Raw genomic sequence first — 25240 nt, 5'->3', positions numbered from 1 at the left:
ATCATTAACATGTCTTTTTAGATACAATAATTTAATAGATAATTTAAAATGGTCCGAAAGTTACAAGGAAGGGCAATAAGGGAGAGGGATTTACATTTTTTTAAATAATCCAATATTTTAATTGACAACATAACTTCTATCATATAAATTCAAATTGAGGATATATCCAACATTTAATAAAAAAATGGAGCAAATCTCCACCTTTTGGTTAATATAATTCTATGAGACTTAAAAGTATTCCCAAAAAAGGTAACAGACATTTTTAATATTAAACCTTTCCTTAGATATTTGAATGACTCTAAAAAGGTTGATAGGAGAAGAAATATGAAGAAACAGGAGTTCTTGAACATTGTTAAACACAAATTAATTGTTTCTTGTCAATCATTTCCAGGTGAGCCGTTATTTGGATCCGATGTGATGGCCAAAATGAGTATGGCTGCCAAAGAGGGTGGGGCAGTTGTAATCCGGACAAATGGAAAGGAAGATGTAATCGCCATCAAGGAAGCGACTGGCCTCCCAACCATAGGAATTATTAAAAGGGATTATGAGGATAGTGATGTGTATATAACTCCGACTTTAAGAGAAGTTCAGGAACTAATCGAAAGTAAAACAGATGTTATCGCACTGGACGCAACTACAAGAAAGCGCCCTCATGACGAGCAATTAGAGGACTTGGTTGCCTATATTAAACAAAATAGTGACTGTTTAATTATGGGTGATATTTCCACATTTGCAGAGGGAAGCTACGCGATGACTGCAGGATGCGATTTTATATCCACGACTCTATCTGGCTATACGCCCTATTCCAGACAGATAGCGGGACCTGACTTTGAACTTATTAAAGAATTAAAGGCAGATCCAGATGCAGTAGTCATTGCAGAGGGGAGAATTAATTCGCCTGAGGATGCTTTTCACGCAATTAAAAACGGAGCCCATGCAGTTGTGGTGGGAACCTCGATTACTAGACCAACTGTGATTACGAAAAGATATGTTGATAAATTGAAACTTTTACAAACAGCTTGTCCTAAATAGGTTTAGAGTAGAATAGACAAATTATGAAGGCGCTTGCCTTTAAAAATGTATTCGGTTACAAAGGTTAGGGTTAGGTTGGCAAAAATATGGAATTTCGAAGTTTACTACTTAGCTAAAACGACTCATTTCGGGAGGTGATATTTACAGATTACTAGTTTGTGGATTTCGTATTTTCTCGATGAACCAAAATTTAAAAAATATGGGGGGACTTAAGATCATGAAAAAGTTTTCGTTATTGTTAGCAGTAATTCTAGTACTGCTATTTGCTACCGCGTGTACAAAGGACGCAGGAACAGATTCTAGTAAAAAATCTGATGAAAAAGTAGAAATCAATTTTTGGACTGTACTAGGTGACAAAGACTCTGGTCCGTTAGAAGCATTAGTAGATAAATACAATAAAAGCCAGGACAAAGTAACAGTTAAATTTCTAGGCTCCCAGGATGATCAAAAACAATTGACTGCAATCTCAGGAGGAAATGCACCAGACATCGCTTATATATACTGGAACATGGTTGGACCATGGGCGTCAGCTGGAGCATTAGAGCCATTGAATAAGTATATTGACGAAGATAAATTTGATTTAGATGGCTTAATTCCTGCTGCTACAGAAAGAATGCGTGTTGGAGATGTTCAATATGGATTACCTTTGACAATGAGTATGGCCTCTAAGCTTTTCTATAATAAACAAGCGTTTGCAGACGCAGGCTTAACCGATCCGCCTGAAACGATGGAAGAACTTCTTGAATATTCTAAAAAATTAACAAAAGAAGAAAATGGTGAGTTAACTCAAATTGGATTTATTCCTGACTATCCTTGGATTGACAACGTTTTCTGGCCTGTAATGTTCGGCGGTTCTTTCTATGATGAAAAAACTGGTGAAGTAACACCTAATAACCCTGAAAACGTCCAAGCTATTGCATTCCAACAAGAATTTTATAAAGAATTCGGTGTTGAAGCAATCAATAAAATCCGTTCTGGTATGGGAGCATGGGAAACACCACAGGATCCCCTTCTCACTGGGAAATTAGCGATGTTAATTGGTTGGGAGAATAACTTTAACGAACATCGTGTCGAAGGTGGGTCAATCGGAGTAGCCGATTTCCCTTATCCAGCAGATCGCCCTGATTTAAAGGGTTCTGGTATGGTATCACCAACTGCTATGTATATTCCTAAAAATGCAAAACACAAAGATGAAGCATGGGATTTCATGAAATTCCTTGTCGCTGAAGAAAATCAAATTGAATATGCAATTGAATCAGGTAATATTCCAATTGTAAAATCGGCTCTCGACAATCCTAAGTTGACAGAAAATGAAGACATGAAGATTATGTGGGAATTCTACGAAGCTGCTAAGAGTGAGAATTTAACTGGATTTCCAAACAGTGTCTATATAAATGAATATTTACAGGCATTGTCTGAGCAAACTGAAAAGGCACTGAAAGGTGAACTTTCAGCACAGAAAGCCATGGACAACGTAAAAGAGAAAATTCAGCCTGTTGCGGATAAAGAAAATAAAAAGAAATAATAGTAATCTATAGTAAAAGTTTAGGTTCAATGTAAATGGTTGAGGCAATTGGCAATTTGCCAATTGCCTATATTTAAAATTTCTCCTTACTATTTGAAAATAATTATTTTTTATATACAATCCGACAGTTTGCTGCTGATGAGTAGAATGGTGCACAACATATCATTCGGTCTTGTTCGAAAGGAGGAAAAATAAATGATTGGCATCAATGGCAAGAAAATAGAGGAATTATCTCCCCAACAAAGACGCCGCAAAACATTTTTTACAGGTTTGCTATTTGTAAGTCCGTGGATCATTGGCTTTGTTCTGTTTCAGTTATATCCAATTGTCATGTCAGCGTATTACAGTTTAACAGAATATAATCTTTTTAATTCGCCAGAGTGGGTAGGTCTGGAAAACTATTCAGAATTATTTGCTGACGATAAATTTTATTTATCGCTATATAATACCGTCTTTATTACGATATTCGGGTTGATTCCTCAATTAATATTCACCCTTGTAATGGCGGTTATCCTAAACATGAATGTAAAGGGTAAATCCCTATATCGGACGATATATTTTCTGCCAACGTTAGTTCCGGCTATTGCGAGTTCGCTATTATGGATGTGGTTATTCAATTCTCAATACGGCCTGATAAATGAATTTCTAGGATCTATCGGACTAATTGAGCCGAACTGGTTACTGGATCCAGCATATACGAAGTTTGCCATTATCATCATGGGCTTCTGGGGGACAGGAACGAATACAGTTATGTACTTAGCAGCTCTACAGGGTGTTCCAAGAACATTTTATGAGGCCGCTGAAATTGATGGTGCGAATAGATGGCAAAAGTTTTGGCACATTACTATTCCAGCTATTTCGCCAATCACTCTTTATCTGTTAATTATGGGCTTAATTGGATCGTTCCAAATTTTCACACAAGCGGACGTACTCGGTACACAAGCTCAATCCATAGGTGGGCCTGAAAACTCAATGTTATTCTATGCTATTTATCTCTATCAAACTGGATTTAAATTCCTGAATTATGGAGTTGCTTCCGCCATGGCGTGGATTCTGTTCATTATCGTTTTAATCTTAACATTAGTAATCTTTAGAACGTCTGCCAGATGGGTGTATTACGGAGGTGACAATTAATGGCAAACACTTCTTATTCAGTAAATGGGAAGAAAGCTACCAATCAGCATTCCCCACAACCTCTTATACTTAAAAAAAAGAAAAGAAGGTTTTCGGTCGTCCTTAAAAAAAGCATCCTGCCACATGCAATTTTAATGTCAGTAGGATTTTTATTCCTGGTTCCTTTTTTATGGCTCTTTTTAACATCCCTAAAAACGCCGGACGAAATATTTGCTATTCCTCCAAAATGGCTTCCAAGTGAGTGGCAGTGGAGTAATTACACAGACGCAACTCAAGCTATTCCGTTTTTTAAGTATATTTGGAATACCGTTGTTATTTGCTTATTTTCTGTTGCGGGCCAATTATTATCGGCACCGTTGGTTGCTTACGGCTTTGCAAAAATGAAATTTAAAGGCCGCAATGTCCTGTTTTACATAATGATGGCTACGATGATTTTACCGTACCAGGTAACGATGATACCGTTATATGTTCTATATACCAAAATGGGAATTGTGGAAAATGCGCCGACATTGCCATTGATATTGCCAAACTTCTTTGGTGCCGCATTTTATATCTTTTTACTTCGCCAATTCTTTATGGGGATACCGAATGAGTATTCCGAATCTGCCAAAATGGATGGAGCATCAGAATTTAGGATTTACTGGCAAATTATTTTGCCATTGTCCAAGCCAGTCCTTTTTACCGTGGCGCTCTTAACCTTCCTAGCGGCATGGAGTGATTATTTAGGACCATTAATTTATTTGAATGATCCGGAAACATGGACATTATCCCTTGGATTAAGAGGCTTTATTGGTTCTAACCAAATCGATTGGAGTATGTTGATGGCTTCAGCCACGATGTTTACAGTACCAATTGTTATTCTTTACTTCTTTGTCCAAAGGCAATTTATTGAAGGTATTTCGATGACTGGATTTAAATAATCGGAAATTTTTATGTAAAAAAGTAAGTAGTGGAGGTTTCATTATGGAGCATGATGGAAAAATAGCTGGATTATTAGAAGTAGCAGCTAATTATGTCTACTTAAACGCGTTATTCATTCTTAGTTCACTACCTATTGTAACAATTGGTCCTGCCTGGATGGCGATGATGGGGATGATACGGGAATGGAGAAAAGATAATGAGCCTCCTATTACTCGTACGTTTTTTAATCTATTAAAACTGAATTTTAAGAGCGGTTTATGGATTAGTATTTTACAATTGGCATCCATAATCGTCTTAATCGGTGTTATGCTGCTGATGAAATCATTCGAACATTATCAATTAATCTTTTTGCCGTTCCTGTTATTTGCGGCTGTTACGATTATTTCAATGAGTCTATTCATTTATCCATTGTTACTGAATTATGAAATGACTTTTAAGCAGCAGCTTCAAAACGTCTTTTACTTAACCTTTTCGAAGCCAATGGTAGTTTTAGTGTTTATTCTAATTATCGGAGTACTCATTTTCCTATCAAATATTTTCCGTTTTTCACCATTTTTATTCGGGTTTAGTCTACTATGTTTGATCAATTATAAACTGTTCGATGTTTCTACGAATGGTGTTAAGCAGAACGTACAGCAACAAGCGAAACTTACACTTTAAAACAACAGCTCATGTTTCACTTATGAGGTTCCTAGTCATGAACTAAAAATATGAAAAGAGTGGGTGTAAAAATGAAGGGGTATTTTAAAAGAATCGTATTTTGTTTTATTGCAATTTGTTTATTTTTAGGCTCATCGATGATTCCAGTTCGTGCAGAATTTTTACCACAGGACGATCCAAAAACCAATCATTCTTCGAATATGGTATTAATCTATTCAGGGTACTATGATCCAGCCAATTATGATGGTGAAAAGATTGGGGATTATGATGTAGAAAAGTTTATGCCATACGTGGGGTATTTAAATGATAAAGGTGTTGCAGAGGATTACTTTTTCGATACCTTTCTTATGCTGGTTACCAAATCACCTTACAATGGAAGTCTTGCAAGATATTACTCATGGGTTGAAGGAGCTAAACCGGGTACGTTGAAGGACTGGCAATGGGCGATGGATCGGGTATTTGTGAAAAATCAGCAATTAGATGCCCTTGATAAAGCTGTAAAAAAAGTCGGTTCTACTTTAGATAATAAAGACAAAAAAGTGAATGTATATCTAACCCTTCCATTTCCTGATCCTCAGAGCAAGGACTTTGGAGATTTTAAAGGGGATGGGACTTCTGTTAATTTAGAAAGTTTAGAGACTCGTAATGAATTAGTGAAGTGGTACATTGATGAAATGGTTTCCAGATTTAATGAACGGAATTATAAACATCTAAATCTTGCAGGCTTTTACTGGCTCCAGGAAGATTTAGATACAACAGTTTCTGGTGAAAAAGAAAATGTTCAATATGCATCGGATTATTTGAATAGACTGGACTTGCGACTTGGGTGGATTCCTTGGTCGGGAGCTGGAGAAAAAGCAAATGGAAATCGTCATGGCTTTGACTTTACACTGGTTCAACCAAATCATTACTTCCAAGCTGATACATCAATTGATCGAATTAAAGAAACAGCAGAACTTTCCTATGGCAATAACCAAGGGATTGAAATGGAATTTGATTTAAGATCCATTGAAGATCCTCATTATCGTCAAGCTTTATATAACTATTTAATAGGAGGAGTGAAATATGAATATATGTCTGATTCAATGCTCGCCTATTACCAGGATGTATATGCGATTCATGATTTGTATCATCATAAGAGCCCGGTTGGCCGTCAATTTTACAACGATATCTACCATTTCACAAAAGGTGAATATACACCACCAACAGGAAATCTAAACCTCAGGGTTGTTGACCGGGATGGTAATCCACTATCAGAAGTAACCGTAACCGATGAAAATGGCTTACCCATTGAAGTGACGGATCGTGATGGAAGAATAATCGTCAATGATCTATTTTCCATTAAAAATACCTTTACGTTTACAAAAGAAGGTTATCCTAGCAAAACATTGAGCTTTGATATACCTGTTGACGAAACGGTTTACGGAGATGTGACTCTAGGGAATCCGGAGGGTGAAAATTTACTTGAATCTTATACAGTTAGTGATTTCCAAGGTGAGTTTAATGTCGGTGGCAATGGCGTAGTGGGCCGATCATTTAGTCAGGAACACACTTTTTCTGGTAAACAATCACTTAAGGCATCCTTCCCGAACGGTTGGGGACCAGTAAGAGCCTTTATTGATTCGGATTCCCCATTATTGGATGGATCTGACAGGCAGTATACAAACTTTACGAATGAAAATTGGAGTGACTATGATTCCATTTCCTTTGCTGTTTACAATGATACAGAAAAGGAGCAAGTCTTAAAAATGGAATTTATGTATAATGCCTACAGTTGGGCTTCATCCAGAGAAAAAAAGGTCAAAATTCAGCCTAAACAATGGAATCAAGTCGAAATCATGTTGGATGAGCTAGCCGCAGACGGGGCCGATCTCACTAATATAATCAGAATGACCTTGAAAATGGATGAGTTCGCAACAAATGGTGCTACATTGTATTTCGATACTATAAAACTCAATAAATATGAAACTATTACCCAAGTTCCGAAGTATTCCATTTCGTTGCCTTCAAAAGTACCAACAATGGATATCGGTAGTATTTGGACACCTACTGTTGTCAATGAATCGGTTCTTGATGAAAGCGGGAAGCCGGTAATTGAAACAAATATACGGTTTGAAAGTACTGCTCCAGATATTATCGAAGTAAACGCTGATGGACAACTAAAAGCATTGAAAGAAGGAAAAGCGGCCATTCGTGCGTTTGTGAATGGAATCGAAGCTGAATCAGCAGTTGTAGAGGTATCCCCTTGGAACCGCGATGTAGTAAAAGGTGGCAATTCTGTCCTAGCTATAAACGACGAAGCTACCGTGTCCCTCCAAAGCTTTTTCTATAATGGCTACAAGATACCTTGGCAGAATATGGAGTATGAGTGGTCGGTTCTATCAAAAGAAAACGTCCTAACAATAAGAGATAGCAATACTGGAGAGAATCAGCAAATCGTGACAGGATTAAAAAATGGGAAAGCAACCATTCAGGTGAAAGTAACCTATAACGGAAAGACTAGAGTATTCACTAAAGAGATAAAAATAAAAAATAATCCTTAAAAGGCATTTAAATAGAGTTGGCGGAAAATAAAATAACTTAAAAACATTTTCCGCCTCTTTCTATTGAAAAATTAACTGGAATTTCCGGAGGTAGTGGCATGAAGAATAATAAAGTCGTTGTTTTTACAAATAAGAGGAGTGATTTTTCAGATTTATTAGTGGAACAATCAGCTTCAGAAGTCATTGTCTTACCTACTGAGGAAATTACAAAAACAGATTTAAATGATTTTAATGGTATTGCCATTCTTGGCGGTGTGAGTGATGAACCATTATTACTAGATCCAAGGAGCCGCAGGGCGATTGAAGAGCAAATTCTTAAAGGAAAAAAGACCTTTGTAGAATATGTGGCAAGTATTGGCCATGTTTATTCTTCGCCACCAGAGAGAACCAGGTATGAGCGCTTAGTTTACTGTTCAGCTGAACCAACGATAAAGGACTTGAAGGTTGGAACTTTGATTGAAAATCAGTGCGGAATGCGAGTCAAGCCTCACGATATCACCTGCAGTAAAGGAATTCCGATTCTACAGTTTGTTAGGCAGCATGCACATGATTATATTGAGGTGACGGATGCAACCTATACGGAAATCTCAGACCGTGGATTATGGTTTGATACACCTGAAAATTTATTAATCTGTTCATTTCAAATAAGTTGCTTTAAGCAATCCCGCTTTGGTCCTTGGGATGAAGTGAAAAAGGTCATTGCATTTATTATGGAATGGTTACTGGAACGGGATATCAACTTAGAGGATTATCAACCTGCATATTCAACTATATCAGCTAATCAAACTCTTCCTTTTGAAGTTGAACTAAAGGAAACAGCTCACGCAGCAAAGGATTGGTTTGAAAATGCAGGAATTATTTTAGATGAAGGAAAAGGCGGAGCGATCGAAGGATTGGGAACAGAAATTTACGGTGATGGGAGCCAGAGGATTAGTAAGATTTTAAGAGCAGATTGTATTGGTGAAATTTCACTGCCATACCTGCTGGATTATTTATTGTATGGTGACCCTCGGAGTCTCAAAGTCTCTGAGAATTTATCGGACTTTGTTTTTGAAAATTATCTTTGTACGGAACCTGAAGATTTATTCGGAATGATGCGTTGGACGAATGAAGCTTGGGGAGTTTGTTATCAAGATGATGTTGCCCGAGCCATCATACCCCAATTGTTAAAATGCTACTATCTAAAAACAGATCAGCATCTAGAGTCATGTGTTCATGCACTGAGGTTTTTAGTACAAACAACTGGGACAGATGGTACGAGGGCAGCAAGGACAGATAACATCGACTTAACGAAGGGAAAATTACAGGAACTCAAAGAAAGGCCTGGTAATTTCCCATCCGCCCATTACAATGCTTATTACTATGCAGCATTACTGTTGGCTTATAAAGTTACAAATATTGAAGAATTTAAAGAAACGGCGATCAAAGGTTTAACCACAATAATGAGTATTTATCCAGATACAATTCGCGAGCAAAGTGAGACTGAAGAATATTGTCGGCTGATTTTGCCATTAAGCTGGTTGTATTGGGTTTCAAATAATAGTGAACATAAAGCCTGGTTATATAGAGTGACGAATGACCTTCAAAACTTCCTTCATCAATCAGGTGCTTACCTAGAACAGGATACAGGTTATAAAGCAAGTATGCGTCATGAAATGGGTGAGGGTGAAAGTTCCCTTGTTGCGAAAAATGGTGACCCAATCGTGGATATGCTTTATTCCAATAATTGGCTGCCAATCGGTTTTATTCAAGCTTATTGGGTAACAGGCGACTCAATGTTTAAGGATTTATGGACTGAAAACTGTAAGTTTTTTATAAATGCACAAATAAAAAGTGATAATCCTCAAATCAACGGAGCATGGACTCGGGCATTTGATGTAGAACGAATGGAAGTAGTTGGGTCACCTGCTGATATGGGATGGGGACCTTGGGCTATTGAATCCGGCTGGACTGTGGCAGAAATTTCAAGCGGGCTATTGATGGGACTTTTAGAGGATCAATTAAGGAAGCATTATTAGTGGAGGCGGGAAATGAAAATTGTTTATATACCCTTAGATGAAAGACCATGTAATTACATGTACCCTTCTCAGCTAGCCGCAATGACCGATTTACATTTAATGGTACCAGGAAAACAACTAGTAGGTAACAAAAAACAGCCAGCTCCCCACAAGAATTTAGTAACCTGGCTGGAGAAAGAAACGGTCCATGCGGATTATCTGATTGTGTCACTTGATATGCTTCTTTATGGCGGAATTGTTCCATCACGGCTTCATCATTTACAGCCTGATGAAGTCTTAACAAGGTTAACTATTCTAAAAGGATTAAAGAAAAAGAATCCTGGTATGAAAATCTATGCCAATAACCTGATCATGAGGTCCCCAGCTTACAATAGCGATGATGAAGAGCCGGAGTATTATGCATTTTATGGAGAAAAGCTCCACTTGTATGGAAGGCTCTTAGACAAACTGGAGCGATCCATCGTGACTAAAAATACGGATCAATTCAATCAATTACAGAAGGAAATACCAGTCGAGGTACTATCAGATTACACAGAGCGGAGAAAGATAAATGCCCGTGCCAATCACTACGCATTGCAGCTTGTAAAGGAGGAAATTATCGACTTTTTAATCATACCTCTAGATGACAATGCGGAATATGGGTATAGCGCGAAGGAGCAGCGTTCTCTTGTAGAGAGTGTCTTAAGCTTGGAAATTAGTGAGAAAGTAGCAATTTATCCAGGCGCGGATGAAGTGGGTTGTACCTTATTTTCGAGAGTATTTTGCACCATACATAACTATAAGCCAACTATTTTCACACAATATTCATCAGCAAAAGGTCCTGTAATTATTCCAAAACTGGAGGATCGCCCCTTAGGAGAAAGTGTAACATTACAAATTGCTGCAGCGGGCGGAAATATTACTGATCGTTTTATGAATGCAGATGGCATCCTAATGATTCATTCACCAGCAGTAAGTCAAGACGATATTGCAGAACCTGTCCATAAGCTTAGTGAGCGCGATCCTTCCTATTTTTCGGAGATTCATTATCAGGAATTTGTTACTTTGATTAGCTCTTATTTGGACCAGGGGAAAGTTGTAGGTGTTGGGGATGTAGCACTCTGTAACGGCAGTGATGTAATCCTAATGAACCTCCTTCGTGATAATAACCTAGTGGATAGGTTGCCTTGCTATGCCGGTTGGAACACATCGGGTAATACGTTAGGTACTATCATCGCGCACTTAATAATAGAAGCTTTTAATCGTAATTATGATCCATCAAAATTCTTAAAACAGGGAAGAGAATTCTATTATACAAGATTAATTGAGGATTGGGGCTATCAGGCAGTTGTGAAGCATGACATTCTTCAAAATGATATCGAGCGGTTTGGAGCAAACTATTTTGATATTTCCCTAAAACTCCATGATATAGAAGAGCTAATCAAAGAAAAACTCCAAGATTTCATCCAAGAGAATTTGAATACACCGGAACTGGAACACATAAAACTGGAGCAAGTGTATTCACCGTGGAAAAGAATGTTTGAGGTAGGGCTCAAGATTCATTATCACTAATTTTTATGTTTGATGGAATTTAGTAAAGGTAGGCTTTATACCATGAAAAAGTATCTGGCATTTGATATTGGCGGCACACATATTAAGTTTGGAATTGTGGATGATGAAGGGAATGTCATTCGTCATTCGTATATGGATACCGAGGCATATCTTGGCGGAAAAGCAATCGTAGAAAAAGTAATTAATAAAACAAATGAGGCCAAACTGGAAGAAGAACTTGAAGGGATCGCAATTAGCACAGCCGGACAGGTGGATTTTAATACAGGAACCATTGTCGCAGCGGGAGATACAATTCCAGGCTATCAAGGCATGGAGATAAAAAAATTGGTTTCAGAAGCAGTAAACCTACCGGTAGAAGTCAGGAATGATGTAGATTGTGCTGCTCTATGTGAAAAATGGAAGGGTAATCTTTTGGCAAAGGATTTTATTGTATTAACCATAGGAACAGGTATCGGCGGAGGAATCGTTCTAAACAACGAGTTGTACTCTGGACATTCCTACAGTGCCGGAGAGTGGGGCTATATGCTTGTTGAGGGCAAACCATTTGAAAAGATAGCATCTATTTCGGGCTTGATTACCCTTGCAAAAAAGTATAAGGAAAACCGAGAATGGACTGGTGAAGAAATTTTTAAGCTCTTTGATAATGGTGATCCTGAAATGACTAAGGCTGTGGAGCAATTTTACAAGCATCTAGGAATTGGCATAGCAAATCTTATCTATATTTTTAATCCTGAAGTCGTCGTATTAGGGGGAGGCATCTCAGGAAGAGGGGAACGGTTTTTACAAGAGGTAAATAGCGTGGTAGAGAAGTATGCGAATCCACTTATCCTTAAAAATACCAAGCTGTCACTTGCAAAATACTCCAACCATTCGGGGATGATAGGTGCTGTTTACCATTTTATCGATAGGCAAAGTATGTAGACGTTAGTGTTTTATGAATCTACATAATTGGTGGAGGGGCTAATAATTTTTTCAAAAGGGGGAATTTCTATGAAATTACAAGTAACTGGAACTATTTCAGAACTACTAACGGGCATTAACCATTTGTCTGAGGAATTAAACTTTACAATTGGTAGTGATGGGTATCCCATTTCGGTTGTAAAAAGACCTGGCTCAATTGAAGTGAAAAATGCGAATGGGCAAGGGGAGATTTGTTTTGAAAAAAAGATCCATTTTTATCGAGCGTTAGGATTATGGCTACAAAACTTCGAAAAGAGTAAAGAATTTCATATCGTCGAACACCCGCAATTTGAAACTAGCGGTGTCATGATTGATGCATCGAGAAATGCCGTATTAACAACAGATGGAATTCAAATGCTGCTTCGTAAAATGGCGGTTATGGGGTTAAATCTAGCGATGCTTTACACAGAGGATACATTTGAAGTTCCGGAATATCCATACTTTGGTTATATGCGTGGAAGATACTCTGAAAAAGAGATAAAAATCTGTGATGATTATGCAGAAGAATTGGGCATTGAGATGATCCCTTGCATTCAAACCCTAGCACACTTAAAGGAAGCGTTAAAGTGGAATTATTCCAATGAATTTAGGGATACAGAAAGTATTTTACTAGCAGGGGAACCAAAGACCTATGAATTTTTAAGAACTATTATTAAATCTGCAACCAAACCTTATCGTTCGAACCGGATTCATATAGGTATGGATGAGGCTCATGAGCTTGGATTAGGAAAATATATGGAACTAAATGGGTATCGTAACCGATTCGAAATTATGAACCAACATCTTAAACAAGTCATTCATATTACAGAGGATTTAAATTTGAAGCCCATGATTTGGAGTGATATGTATTTTCGTTTAGCTTCCAAGGATGGCAACTACTATGATAAAGATGCTGCAATACCCGAAGAGATTATTAAACTAATTCCAAATGTACAAATGGTTTACTGGGATTATTACCACACCGAAGAAAGTCATTATGAAAAAATGTTAACTATGCATAAATTGTTGGTTGACGAACCCATTTTTGCAGGTGGATTATGGACCTGGAACGGCATTGCACCAAATTATGGAAAAGCATTCAGAACAACAGAAGCAGCCCTAAAGGCAAATAAAAAATTTGGCATTAAAGAGGTTTTTGCCACGATGTGGGGTGACAATGGCGCGGAAACCCCAATTCAAACAGTTTTACCAGGGATGCAATTATATGCAGAGTACACTTACCATCAAGAAGTAGGTCCTGAACATCTAGCGGAACGGTTTGAATTTTGCACTGGTTATCATTTGGAGGACTTTTTATTGCTCAATCACTTTGATGAAACACCAGGTGTGATGAAGGATAATTTATATGAATCCAATCCTTCTAAATTTCTTCTTTGGCAGGATATTCTAATCGGTTTATATGATAAAAATATTGAAGGATTCCCGATCGCGCAGCATTACGAAAAATTAATTCAGCCTTTGCATGAATCCAAGGAAAAAAATCAAGATATGAACCTTTTATTTCATTTCTATGAGGAACTGGCACGAGTTCTGAGTGTGAAGGCAGAATTAGGTATTAATCTAAAAAATGCTTATGATCAAGCTGATAAGAATGCGGTGCATGCTTGTTCAGAAAAACTATCATCATTAAGAAAAGATGTGGAAAAATTACGCCTGGCCCACAAAAAACTATGGTTTTCTACCAATAAGCCTTTCGGATGGGAAGTTTTGGATATTCGATATGGAGGGCTTTTAACAAGAATTCATAGTGCCGAAGAGAGGGTTCAAGAATGGCTTGATGATCCAACGGTTAGAATTGAGGAACTTGAAGCGGAGCGGCTTTTCTATAATGGAATTTATACTTTCGGCGAAGAAGGAACGCTGGGAAGAAATTTATACCATCGTATTGTAACGAATAGTGTTTTTTCCGACTAATCGTTCTTAATTTAAAAATTATTAATCTTTCCAAAAGGAGTGGGATTATGCAACATGTATTGTTGATCGGTGCTGGAACAATGGGCAAAGAACACGCTTTAGCCTATAGTTCAATGAATCATGTAAAGCTAGCAGGTATCGTTGATCTAAACAAAGAGCGGGCCGAGAAAATCAGGTTATCAGAAGAAACTAGAGTTTTTCAATCACTTGAGGAAGCGGTCCAAAACCTTGAACACATTGACGTAATCGATATTTGTGTGCCTACTTTTTCACATAAACAATATGTTCTAAAAGCTGCTGATTATGGTATTAATGTTATTTGTGAAAAACCGCTGGCCTATAATCTGGAAGATGCAAAAGAGATGATCGAATATTGCAACGTGAAACATGTGAAATTATTCGTTGGACACGTAGTCCGGTTTTTCCCGCAATATAAAAAGGCCAGAGAACTAGTAAAAAGTGGATCAATTGGAGAGGTGGGAGTCGTTCGAACAAAGCGCGGGGGAAACTTTCCCGAAGGCTGGAACGATTGGTATGCTGATTTAAATAAAAGCGGCGGAGTCATCCTTGATTTAATCATCCATGATTTTGACTTTTTGCGTTGGACCTTAGGGGAAGTCGAAAGAGTATATGCAAAGGGACTTGCTGGACGCGAGGCTGGAAAACTGGATTATGCTTTAGTCACCTTACGATTTAAATCAGGGGTAATCGCCCATGTAGAAGGAACCTGGGCACATAATACCTTCTCTACACAATTTGAATTTGCTGGTAAAAATGGAATTATTGAGTACGACAGTTTAAAGGAAGAACCAGTATTAGTAGATATTAAATCAAATAATGGAGAACTTGGTGGAGTAGCTGTTCCTCATAGTCCATTAAAAAAATCACCATATTTCGTTGAACTTGAACACTTTTTAAATTGCTTGCAGGATGGATTGACTCCGATTGTAACAGCAGAAGATGCATATAAGGCAATGGAAATTTCCTATGCAGCCTTACAATCTTTAAAAACAGGACTCCCTGTTACATTGGATAGTAAAGGAGGTACTCTATCATGAAAATAGGAATTATCAGTTTTGCCCACCTTCATGCCTTTGATTATGCAGCTGCTTTACAAAGTATGGAGGGGGTAATGATTGCAGGAATTGCAGATGACAATGAGGAAAGAGGGAAAAAGTATGCTACTCAATTTGAAACAGTATATTATCCTGATTTCCATGAACTATTGAATACAGATATTGATGCGGTCGTGATAACCTCGGAAAATAGTATGCATTATCAGCATGTACTGGCAGCAGCTAAAGTGGGAATACATATTTTGTGTGAAAAACCGCTGGGTGTGAATAAAGAAGAAATGGAAGAAATGATTAAAGTTTGCAAGGACCATCGTGTTATATTAGAAACAGCATTTCCTGTACGATTTAATGTCCCAGTTAAACAAGCTAAGGAACTCGTTGACCAAGGTCAGTTAGGAAAAATTCTAGCTATTAAAGGAACCAATAGGGGATCTAATCCAGGCGGCTGGTTTGTTGAAAAAGATAAATCCGGGGGCGGTGCAGTTCTAGATCATACAGTTCATGTAGTGGATATTATGAGGTGGTACACCGGAGCCGAAGTAAAGGAAGTATACGCAGAAATTGGAACTAGCATGTTTAGCGATGTTCCGATTGATGACAGTGGAATTTTAACAATGGAATTTAGTAATGGTATGTTTGCAACATTAGACTGCAGCTGGTCAAGGAACAAGACCTATCCCACCTGGGGGGATGTCACACTTGAAATTATTGGAACCAACGGTACGGTAAAAGTTGATGCTTTTGACCAGAAGGTGACCATGTATTCAAATCAAAGTGGTACACAATGGGTAGGTTGGGGAGATGATATGAATGCTGGTCTACTAGAAGATTTTGTCGAAAGTATAAAACAAGGGAAAGCCCCACTTGTTACTGGAGTCGACGGAATGAAAGCCGCTGAAGTGGCACTGGCAGCCTATCAATCATTTAAGGATAAAAAACCTGTAAAGATTGGATAAAATGTAGTTATTAAGGGGAAATAAATCTCCGTTCTATATAAAATTCACTTTGACGTTATTAAGGAGAAAAATTTATGGCAAAGTTAGAAAAGGTAAACCCTTTATTAGTCATACAATCCGTATATAATTCACTTACGAAAACTGAACAAAAAGTAGCGGACTATATTATGACACATCATGAAGAAGCTGTTTATTCGTCTGTGACCGATTTGGCAGAAAAAACAGAGGTCGGCGATACGACTGTGCTTCGATTTTGTAGAAAGCTAGGCTATAAAGGGTTTCAGGATTTTAAGTTAGCAGTCGCTCAAAATCTAATGAATGATGATAAGCAAGTATACGGGAAAATAGATGAAAATGATTCAATTGAGGATATTTCAAAGAAAATTGCTAGTCAATTTAATAGTAGCATCAATGATACCCAGTCTTTAAATCAACAAAGGGATATTGAAAAAGCTATAGAAAAAATTAACCTGGCTCAAAAAATCTATTTCTATGGTGTAGGTTCATCGGGATTTACTGCTTTAGATGGAAAATACCGATTTATGAGACTGGGATATAACACAGAGCATGTCTCTGATTCTCATATTATGGCCATGACTGCTTCATTATTAGGACCCAATGATGTGGTGATTGCTATTTCCTCATCCGGCAGTACAAAAGATGTAATCGATGCCCTAAAAATTGCAGATGACAATGGAGCCTTTATCATTTGCATTACAAATCAGGCAAGATCACCCATTACTAAATATGCTGATATCAAACTACTCTCGGCTAATAAAGAATCTCCATTTGAAGGCGGAATTTTTTTATCTAAAATCGCACAACTTTTCTTATTAGATATCCTATCAACAAAGGCAGCATTAGGTTTAAAAGAAAACTCGACAAAAGCGATTAAGAATACGGCAGAGTCTGTTTTGGATAAGTTGTATTAATACCAAAAAACCCACCTATAACCTGCATGATTATAAGTGGGTTTTTTACTGTTAGTCAGTAGTCGCTCTTAAAGGCAATTTCGTTGGAGGTTATTATATGAGAAATTCCTATTTAGAGATTAGACATGATAATAATGAATTTCCAATGGATTGTTTCGTCAATGATGGAAATCAAATTATTTTTCCCCATTGGCACAAGGAAATTGAAATTGTCTATTGTACAAAAGGCACAATATATTTGGGTATTAACGACTCGATTATCTCGATGAGTGCAGGTGATATTCGTATTATTAACGGAGGAGAAGCACATTATTACCTATCATCCCCAGGAAGCGAACGGGTCGTGCTTATTTTTGATCCTTCCTTTTTTAAGGATATGAGATTGATAGATAAGGATGTCCATTCTACTATAGAAATCATCAAAGGTATCGAAAAATCGAGTACCAGTTGGCCGGAAGAAATAACGGTAAAGTTACAATCGCTGACTGGTGAGATTCTTCAAGAATACCAAGGGAGAAATAGAGGCTATCTGCTGGCCATCAAAGCTAAAATGTATGAGATGATTCTCATGCTTTATCGATTAACTTATTCAGAGGAGAAACTTTTAAAATCAGAGTATGAACTAACCTCCAACCCGAAAATCCTCGTTGATAATTTAAGCAAGATCTTTTCCTATATCGAGAAAAATTATCAAAACAAAGTAACGATTGAGGATATTGCTCAATATTTAGGTTTCAATTCGCAGTATTTTACGCGGTACTTTAAAAGATTAACTGGTCAAACCTTTGTCACGTTTTTAAATGATTATCGTTTAAGTAAAGCAAAATGGCTTTTATTAAATGAAGACCTGCCGATTATTGAAGTGGCTAGTTCAGCAGGTTTTCAGAGTGTCAAAAGGTTCCATCATCTTTTTAAAGAGAAATTTGGAACATCTCCATTAAAATATAGAAAGTCAAAATACGGGAATAACTAATTTGATATGAAGGAAGAAATGGGGATACTAGTTTAGTATTATAAACATACAAAGAAAAGATCTGGAAAAATAAAGAATATAACCTGTTTTGAAAACGTTTTTATAAAATGTAAATGGAGATGGAAATATGAGAGAGATTCCTGTTGTTGTTCAATTGTATACATTACGAGAATATTGCGAGAGGGATTTTATCAGCACTCTAAGAAAAGTTGCAGACCTTGGCTATCACGGAGTGGAATTTGCCGGACTATATGGTCACTCCCCCCAAGAAATTCGAAATGTACTAGATGAATTTGGTTTGAAAGCGGCTTCAAGCCATGTGCCATTAGTGGAGATGAAACGGAATTTGTCCAAAGTAATTGAAGACCATCAAATATTAGGCTGTGAGTACATTGTCTGTCCATATATTCTTGAAGAAGATCGAACCGAAGAAGGCTACCAATCTCTGATCAGTTTCTTGAAACGTACCGGACCAGTTGTAACGGAAGCGGGGCTATCCCTCGCTTATCACAATCATGATTTTGAATTGGAGACATTAGCCTCAAACGGCAAATCTGTTTTAGAAACGATTTATTCTGTTATCGGAGCAGAAAGTTTACAAGCCGAACTTGATATTTACTGGCTTCAAAGGGCTGGTGAAAATCCAGTTGAATGGATCAAAAGATATCAGGGCCGTACACCGATTGTTCATTTAAAAGATATGACGACTGACGAGGAACGAGCATTCGCTGAATTAGGTACAGGGGGAGTAGATATTGAGGCTGTTCTGAACAAAGGTGAAGAAGTCGGTGTGAAATGGTGGGTGGTTGAGCAGGACATTTGCAGCCGAGACCCATTTGAAAGCATTGGAATCAGCTTGAATTACTTAAAAACTAAGCTTCCTTATTTAAATAAATAAATAAATAAATAAATAAATAACTGACTCTTGCAAAAAAATTGTCATTGGAGGAATTAAGAATATGAGTAAATTAAAAGTAGCGGTTGTTGGTTGTGGAAGTATTGCAAGATATCGTCATTTACCAGAGTATCAATTAAATAAAAATGTAGAAATTGCAGCTGTATGTGATATTGTTCCGGCACGTGCGGAAGAGATGGCTGAAAAATATGGTGCGAAGGCGTTCACGGATTATCAAGAACTTTTAAAACTTGAAGAAATAGATGCTATTAGTGTTTGCTTGCCAAACTACCTACATGCACCAGTTTCAATTGATGCATTAACTGCAGGAAAACATGTAATGTGTGAAAAACCAATGGCTACTTCCAGTGAAGAAGCAGAAGCTATGATTGCCGCAGCTAAAGAAAACGGCAAAAAATTGATGATTGGTCATAATCAACGCTTTGTTGCTTCACACCAAAAAGCTAAAGAAATTATTAATAGCGGTAAACTTGGTAAAATTACCAGCTTTAAAACTACCTTTGGCCATGGCGGTCCTGAGGGCTGGAGCATTGACGGAGCAGAAAGCTGGTTCTTTAATAAAGAGCAAGCCTTCATTGGTGCTATGGGTGACCTTGGCGTTCATAAAGCCGATTTAATGCGGTATCTGCTTGGTGAATTTTCTGAGGTTGGGAGTTTCATTGAAACCAATGCGAAGAACTTCTCTGAGGTAGACGATAATGCCGTCTGTATTTTAAGAACAGTTGATGGCGTAATTGGAACGTTAGCTGCAAGCTGGGCTTATACTTCCAACAGTGCTGATAACTCTACCATCATCTATGGTGAAAAAGGAGTTTTAAAAATAGAAGCAGACCCTGAGTATTCCTTGATTGAGCAATATCAAAATGGTGAAGTGATTTACCATAAATTAAGTAAAATTCAAACCAATGAAGATGGCGGACAAACAACTACCAATGTCATCGATCATTTCGTTGAGTCTATTTTAGAAGATAAGGAGCCGCTAATAACTGGAGAAGAAGGTAAAAAATCCTTGGAAATTATCTTGGCGGCGATTGAGTCTCAAGTAACCAAGAGAATTGTTTCCCTATAATAGGTTAAATGTAGAAAAAAATTCACCGCTTGACAAATTTATAGCTTCCCATAGCTGGGGACAGACCCCTTGTCTTTAGTCCTGGATTCAATGCAAAATACAAGTTGGACAATGGATCTAACCCATTGCCCTGGATTTGCTTCAAAAAGAAGGAGGTTTTTAGAGTGAAATTAGGTGTTTTTACAGCACTATTTTCTCAGATGCCATTTGAAGAAATGCTAAACCATGTTAAGGCATCCGGTCTGGATGCCGTTGAAATAGGGACAGGGGGTTATCCAGGAAATGCCCATTGCCCATTAAATGAGCTATTAGCCGATGAACAAATGCGCATAGAATATTTAAAGGCGGTTACTTCCCGTGGATTAACCATTAGCGCTTTCAGTTGCCATGGCAATCCAATTTCTCCAGATAAGGAATTTGCAAAACAATCTGATGAAACCTTAAGAAAAACAATCAAATTGGCTTCATTGCTAGGCGTACCTGTAGTAAATTGTTTCTCTGGAACACCAGGTGATAGTGAAGAGGCAAAACAGCCTAACTGGCCAGTTGTTGCTTGGCCATCTGAATATGCCGATATTTTAACTTGGCAGTGGGAAAACAAACTGATTCCATACTGGAAGGAAATCGGTGAATTAGCACAGTCCCATAATGTTAAAATCGGACTAGAATTGCACGGTGGCTTCCTTATTCATACGCCCTATACAATGTTGAAGCTTCGAGAGGAAACATGTGATGCAATCGGGGCTAATCTTGATCCCTCCCATTTGTGGTGGCAAGGAATTGATCCTGTCGCAGCTATTAAAATACTTGGAAAAGCAGGAGCGATTCATCACTTCCATGCAAAAGATACATATATCGACCAGGATAATGTCAATATGTATGGGTTAACGGATATGCAGCCATATGGTAATGTACAAACACGCGCTTGGACATTTAGAAGTGTCGGCTGTGGTCATGGCATGAAGGAATGGTCTGATATGCTGAGTGCACTACGTACTTATGGCTATGATTATGTAGTCAGCATTGAACATGAAGACCCATTAATGTCTATTGAGGAAGGCTTTAATCGCGCAGTGAAAAACTTGAAAGACGTTTTAATCCGAGAAACACCTGCGGACATGTGGTGGGTATAAGGGTTATGGAGGACATAATGACAGAAAAAATATATAACCTAGCGATCGTTGGATATGGCGGTATGGGAAGCTACCATGCCCACTATATCCTGAAAGACCATAAGCAAGTCAAGGTTTATGGGGTATATGATAGTAAACCTAATCGAATGGATGCAGGAATGAAGGATGGCTATAAAGCTTTCGATAGTTTAGATGCCTTACTTTCCGATGAGTTTGTTGACATTGTCTTAATTGCCACACCGAACGATGTTCATAAGGAAATTGCCATAAAAGCAATTGCTGCCGGTAAGCATGTAGTCTGTGAAAAACCGGTTACGATCCATAGTGAAGAACTAATTGAAATCATGGATACTGTAAAGAATACGGATCAAGTCTTTATGGTTCACCAAAATCGCCGCTGGGATGAAGACTTTTTAACGATAAAAAACATCTATGATAATCGAAAAATTGGTGAGGTATTCCAAATTGAATCAAGAGTTCATGGGGCCAACGGTATTCCAGGCGATTGGCGCCATGTAAAAGGAAATGGTGGAGGGATGGTACTTGATTGGGGCGTCCACCTTTTGGACCAGCTATTGTTTATGATAGATAGCAAAATTTCAAGTATCTATGCAAATCTTAGCTTTATTTTAGGCAATGAAGTTGATGATGGCTTCCAAACAATCATTACTTTTGAGAATGGAGTTAGGGCGTTAGTAGAAGTGGGTACAACAAACTTTATTACTCTGCCTAGATGGTATGCTAAAGGGACTGAAGGGACTGCAGTTATTGAGGATTGGAGTAATAACGGTAAAATTGTAATCCAAAATAGAGATGTAGTTGCCTCAGTACCAAAACCAATTAAAGCAGGCCAAGGCTTAACCAAAACCATGGCACCTCCAAGTGGGGAAGCGACCACTACCTATCCGCTTCCGGAACCTATTGAGTTGAATGAGCATTTCTATGATAATTTATTATCAGTAATCGAGAAAAGACAAGAACCATTTGTAAAAAATGAAGAGGTACTGCGGTTATCGAAATTGATAGAAATCTTATTTGAATCTGCAGAAAAAAATGAAATTATTAAAGTTTCGTTATAAAAAATTGATAGGGGCTGCCTTTTAGGAGGTCCACTATCCCTTTTTTGCGCAAAACATATGTTCAATCGAAGGTAACCACTTTAAAAGAAGGTTGTGCTGTGGTGGAAATAAAACATTTTGAAGTGATGAGAGACGGATTGACCATTAGGGGAATGATGACAAAACCAGAAGGGGAGGGTCCGTTTCCTGCTGTTATTTTTAATCATGGATTTACCGGGCATAAAGGCGAATCTCATTTTATATTTAAAAAGCTGGCGAATGTATTGGCTGATAAGGGAATCGTTAGCTTTCGCTTTGATTTTATTGGCAGTGGGGAAAGTGATGGACAGTTGATTGATATGACGATGACATCCGAGGTGAAAGATTGCTTAGCCATTTATCACTATGCTGTTAATTTCGAGTATGTCGATGCGGATTTTATGAATCTGCTTGGATTTAGTATGGGTGGGGCCGTTTCTATTTTAGCCGCTTCGATTTTAAAGGAGCAGGTAAAGAATCTCATTTTGCTAAGTCCAGCAGCGAATATGCAGGATGTTTTATCAAGAAAATTACATGGGGAAGCATTATTACATTACATCAAAACGGGAACCATTGATCTCGGCGGCAACGTGGTCGGAAAATCCTTGCTCGATGATGTGTTCGGACTCAATATTTATGAGGCAGCAAAGCAGGTTACCGCCGAAGTGCAGCTGATTCATGGCACACATGATGATGCTGTTCCGCCTCTTGTTTCATGGAGACTGGCGGAAATTTTTGCAGAAAAAGGCTCCCTCCATTGGATTCATGGGAGTGACCATTGCTACACCTCTGCACGATATGAGACAGAAGTGATTGATGTAGTGAAGAGCTTCTTTGGGTAGGGGCCATTTTCCTGCATACCAACGTTAGACGAAATAAAGTAATATTGGATATCCTAATGTTTATTATGATATCCTTTTTTTTTGAACTCAAATAATGTATTTAATGGAAAAAAAACCGTTCCCTTATGAATCAATCGCTTCCATATTTTATTATGTCTGACAATGGCATATCCCACCTTCAGGAGGGGGAAAATAGTCAGTAAGATAGCTGTTCAAATATCCGTCAAATCATTTCAAACAAATTGTGAACTTAACACTATTCTTATGTTGGTAATGTTTGAAATCAACTATAGTGTAACATAAAGAGGAAGCAAATTACGAAAGGCGGTATGACATATGTTTAATAAATTTTTAAGAGAAAGTAATGTCGCAACAGTTATTTTGACTGTTATTCGTTTATATCTTGGTTACGCCTGGTTCACTGCAGGTTTAGGAAAACTACAGAGTGGAGCATTCGATGCTTCTGGATTCTTAAAAGGAGCAATCGCTAATCCAGTTAAAGGTCCTGACGGCAATATGGTTTATGGCTGGTATGTGAATTTCTTAGAAAGCTTTGCATTGCCAAACATTGATGTCTTTAACTTCATTGTTCCTTGGGGTGAAACGTTAATTGGTTTAGGACTTATGCTGGGATGTTTAACAACAGCAGCTATGTTTTTTGGCTTAGTCATGAACTTCAGCTTCTTCTTAGCAGGAACTGTTTCTCATAACCCAACTGACATTTTCCTAGGCTTTATCATCTTAACAGCAGGTTATAATGCTGGCCGTATTGGATTAGATCGCTGGGTGGTACCATTCATCCGTAAAACATTTGGGACAAATAAAGCTAAAGCGACCGTATAACTAGTTAAAAAGGCGAATCGATCCCCCACGAATCGTCTTTTTTTCATTTCTAGAAAAGGGATTTTAGAGAATTTTGTAGAAATAATAGCACTTACCTATTAGTAAAAATTAAGGAGTTATTTTTTATGAAGATTTCTCAATCCTTTCAAGAGAAAATTATCAATGCGTTTGGTGAGGAAGGAAAAAACTGGTTAGATTCTTTAGAGGAAACCGTCGAATTTTTTTTGCAAAAATGGAACCTTACTAGCGAAGGACCAGTCGATAACCTTTCCTATAATTATGTTTTGAAAGTGATCGATCAAGAGGGCGCCCCTCTGATTTTAAAGCTGGGTGTTCCCAGCTTTGATACCCGAAATGAGATGGTGACAGTGCAAGCATATGATGGTGATGGGTGTGCCAAGCTGGTGAAGTCTGATCGAGAAAAAGGGGTTATGCTGTTAGAAAGGCTTGTCCCTGGTAGGATGCTTTCAGAGGAACAAGATGAAGTGGTTGTTGTGGAAACGTTTATCAAGGTTTGGGAAGCGATTCGTAGACCGGTGCCAAGTGAAGGAGTAACTCCTTCGTTGAACAACTGGTTCGAGGGGCTTGCACGTTATCGAGATAATTTTCCTCATGATGATGGACCGATTTCACATGAGCATGTTCAGTTAGCAGAAGCGTTTTATCAAGAGGTGTTAGAAACCTCAACCGGTCCACAACTCCTCCACGGTGATCTACATCATGAGAATATTTTGTATTCGCAAACGAAGGGCTGGATGGCGATTGATCCTAAAGGGGTTGCCGGGGATCCGTACTTTGATGTTGTATCCTTTTTGATTAATCAATTAGAGCTAAAGGCAGACCCAAAAAACATTGTGAAGCTCCGAGTGGATACTATCAGTGAACAGCTGGGTTTTGACCGCCAGCGTTTGCTAAAAGCAGCAGTCGCATTAGGAACGCTATATGCCTGCTGGGGAGTAGAAGACCAAGCTGATTGGGAAACAACTTATCAGTGTGTGAAATGGTTTATTGAATTACTTAAATAGGTTGGTTACAAAGGGCGGTCCCAACTATGGGGCCGTCTTTTTTGATAGGCTGTGTTAAATTTGGCTGTTGATTTACGCTACAGGGGCTACGCTTTCCGCGGGCTCACCCGTGAGCCTCCT

The 25240-nt window shown here is 38.1% G+C and carries 21 protein-coding genes; all 21 read left to right on the top strand.

All coding sequences use genetic code 11. The features are described from left to right. Positions 1 to 324 precede the first annotated feature (324 nt). The 21 genes from V7124_RS24150 to V7124_RS24050 all read left to right on the top strand — a co-directional run bounded on the left by V7124_RS24150 (position 325) and on the right by V7124_RS24050 (position 25120). On the top strand, positions 325 to 1032 hold the full coding sequence (locus tag V7124_RS24150) for an N-acetylmannosamine-6-phosphate 2-epimerase (protein ID WP_335494165.1): 708 nt from the start codon (positions 325 to 327) through the stop codon (positions 1030 to 1032). Positions 1033 to 1249: 217 nt separating this feature from the next. Further along, positions 1250 to 2557: an ABC transporter substrate-binding protein gene (locus V7124_RS24145; RefSeq protein WP_335494163.1), complete on the top strand. Its 1308-nt coding sequence runs from the start codon at positions 1250 to 1252 to the stop codon at positions 2555 to 2557. Positions 2558 to 2752: 195 nt separating this feature from the next. Beyond that, positions 2753 to 3691: a carbohydrate ABC transporter permease gene (locus V7124_RS24140; RefSeq protein WP_335494161.1), complete on the top strand. Its 939-nt coding sequence runs from the start codon at positions 2753 to 2755 to the stop codon at positions 3689 to 3691. Next, positions 3691 to 4611 carry a carbohydrate ABC transporter permease gene (locus V7124_RS24135; protein WP_420490589.1) on the top strand — a complete coding sequence of 307 codons (921 nt, stop codon included), beginning with the start codon at positions 3691 to 3693 and terminating at the stop codon, positions 4609 to 4611. Before V7124_RS24140 ends, V7124_RS24135 begins: the two co-directional genes overlap by 1 nt. Positions 4612 to 4654: 43 nt before the next feature. Beyond that, positions 4655 to 5272, top strand: a complete 618-nt coding sequence (locus V7124_RS24130; RefSeq protein WP_335494157.1) for a YesL family protein — start codon at positions 4655 to 4657, stop codon at positions 5270 to 5272. Between the two features lie 71 nt (positions 5273 to 5343). After that, entirely contained in the window at positions 5344 to 7815 is a 2472-nt protein-coding gene (locus V7124_RS24125) for a DUF4855 domain-containing protein (protein WP_335494155.1), read from the top strand. Positions 7816 to 7913: 98 nt separating this feature from the next. Beyond that, positions 7914 to 9833 carry a hypothetical protein gene (locus tag V7124_RS24120; RefSeq protein ID WP_335494153.1) on the top strand — a complete coding sequence of 640 codons (1920 nt, stop codon included), beginning with the start codon at positions 7914 to 7916 and terminating at the stop codon, positions 9831 to 9833. Between the two features lie 12 nt (positions 9834 to 9845). Next, the gene (locus tag V7124_RS24115) at positions 9846 to 11384 is read left to right on the top strand and encodes a DUF4127 family protein (RefSeq protein WP_335494151.1); all 1539 of its coding nucleotides are present in this window, start codon (positions 9846 to 9848) and stop codon (positions 11382 to 11384) included. A 42-nt stretch (positions 11385 to 11426) separates the two neighbouring features. Next, positions 11427 to 12305: an ROK family protein gene (locus tag V7124_RS24110; RefSeq protein ID WP_335494148.1), complete on the top strand. Its 879-nt coding sequence runs from the start codon at positions 11427 to 11429 to the stop codon at positions 12303 to 12305. Between the two features lie 69 nt (positions 12306 to 12374). Further along, positions 12375 to 14258, top strand: coding sequence for a beta-N-acetylhexosaminidase (locus V7124_RS24105; protein ID WP_335494146.1), 1884 nt, complete (start codon positions 12375 to 12377; stop codon positions 14256 to 14258). A gap of 47 nt (positions 14259 to 14305) precedes the next feature. Beyond that, entirely contained in the window at positions 14306 to 15316 is a 1011-nt protein-coding gene (locus V7124_RS24100) for a Gfo/Idh/MocA family protein (protein WP_335494144.1), read from the top strand. Next, on the top strand, positions 15313 to 16290 hold the full coding sequence (locus tag V7124_RS24095) for a Gfo/Idh/MocA family protein (protein ID WP_335494142.1): 978 nt from the start codon (positions 15313 to 15315) through the stop codon (positions 16288 to 16290). Before V7124_RS24100 ends, V7124_RS24095 begins: the two co-directional genes overlap by 4 nt. 74 nt (positions 16291 to 16364) lie before the next feature. Next, positions 16365 to 17222, top strand: coding sequence for a MurR/RpiR family transcriptional regulator (locus V7124_RS24090; RefSeq protein WP_335494140.1), 858 nt, complete (start codon positions 16365 to 16367; stop codon positions 17220 to 17222). Positions 17223 to 17319: 97 nt separating this feature from the next. Then, positions 17320 to 18195 (top strand): AraC family transcriptional regulator, encoded by an 876-nt coding sequence (locus V7124_RS24085; RefSeq protein WP_335494138.1) that lies wholly within the window; start codon positions 17320 to 17322, stop codon positions 18193 to 18195. Positions 18196 to 18322: 127 nt separating this feature from the next. Next, entirely contained in the window at positions 18323 to 19093 is a 771-nt protein-coding gene (locus V7124_RS24080; RefSeq protein WP_335494136.1) for a sugar phosphate isomerase/epimerase family protein, read from the top strand. A 61-nt stretch (positions 19094 to 19154) separates the two neighbouring features. Next, positions 19155 to 20180 carry a Gfo/Idh/MocA family protein gene (locus tag V7124_RS24075; protein WP_335494134.1) on the top strand — a complete coding sequence of 342 codons (1026 nt, stop codon included), beginning with the start codon at positions 19155 to 19157 and terminating at the stop codon, positions 20178 to 20180. Positions 20181 to 20344: 164 nt separating this feature from the next. After that, positions 20345 to 21313, top strand: coding sequence for a sugar phosphate isomerase/epimerase family protein (locus V7124_RS24070; protein WP_335494132.1), 969 nt, complete (start codon positions 20345 to 20347; stop codon positions 21311 to 21313). Positions 21314 to 21330: 17 nt separating this feature from the next. After that, positions 21331 to 22392: a Gfo/Idh/MocA family protein gene (locus V7124_RS24065; RefSeq protein ID WP_335494130.1), complete on the top strand. Its 1062-nt coding sequence runs from the start codon at positions 21331 to 21333 to the stop codon at positions 22390 to 22392. A gap of 98 nt (positions 22393 to 22490) precedes the next feature. Further along, on the top strand, positions 22491 to 23252 hold the full coding sequence (locus V7124_RS24060; protein WP_335494128.1) for an alpha/beta hydrolase: 762 nt from the start codon (positions 22491 to 22493) through the stop codon (positions 23250 to 23252). Positions 23253 to 23588: 336 nt separating this feature from the next. Then, positions 23589 to 24095: a DoxX family protein gene (locus V7124_RS24055; protein ID WP_335494126.1), complete on the top strand. Its 507-nt coding sequence runs from the start codon at positions 23589 to 23591 to the stop codon at positions 24093 to 24095. 125 nt (positions 24096 to 24220) lie between these two features. Beyond that, positions 24221 to 25120, top strand: a complete 900-nt coding sequence (locus V7124_RS24050) for an aminoglycoside phosphotransferase family protein (protein ID WP_335494124.1) — start codon at positions 24221 to 24223, stop codon at positions 25118 to 25120. Positions 25121 to 25240: the final 120 nt, after the last annotated feature.

The organism is Neobacillus niacini (assembly GCF_036961885.1).
GTDB classification, from domain to species: Bacteria; Bacillota; Bacilli; order Bacillales; family Cytobacillaceae; genus Neobacillus; species Neobacillus niacini_H.
This window is presented reverse-complemented; position numbering and strand designations above follow the sequence as displayed.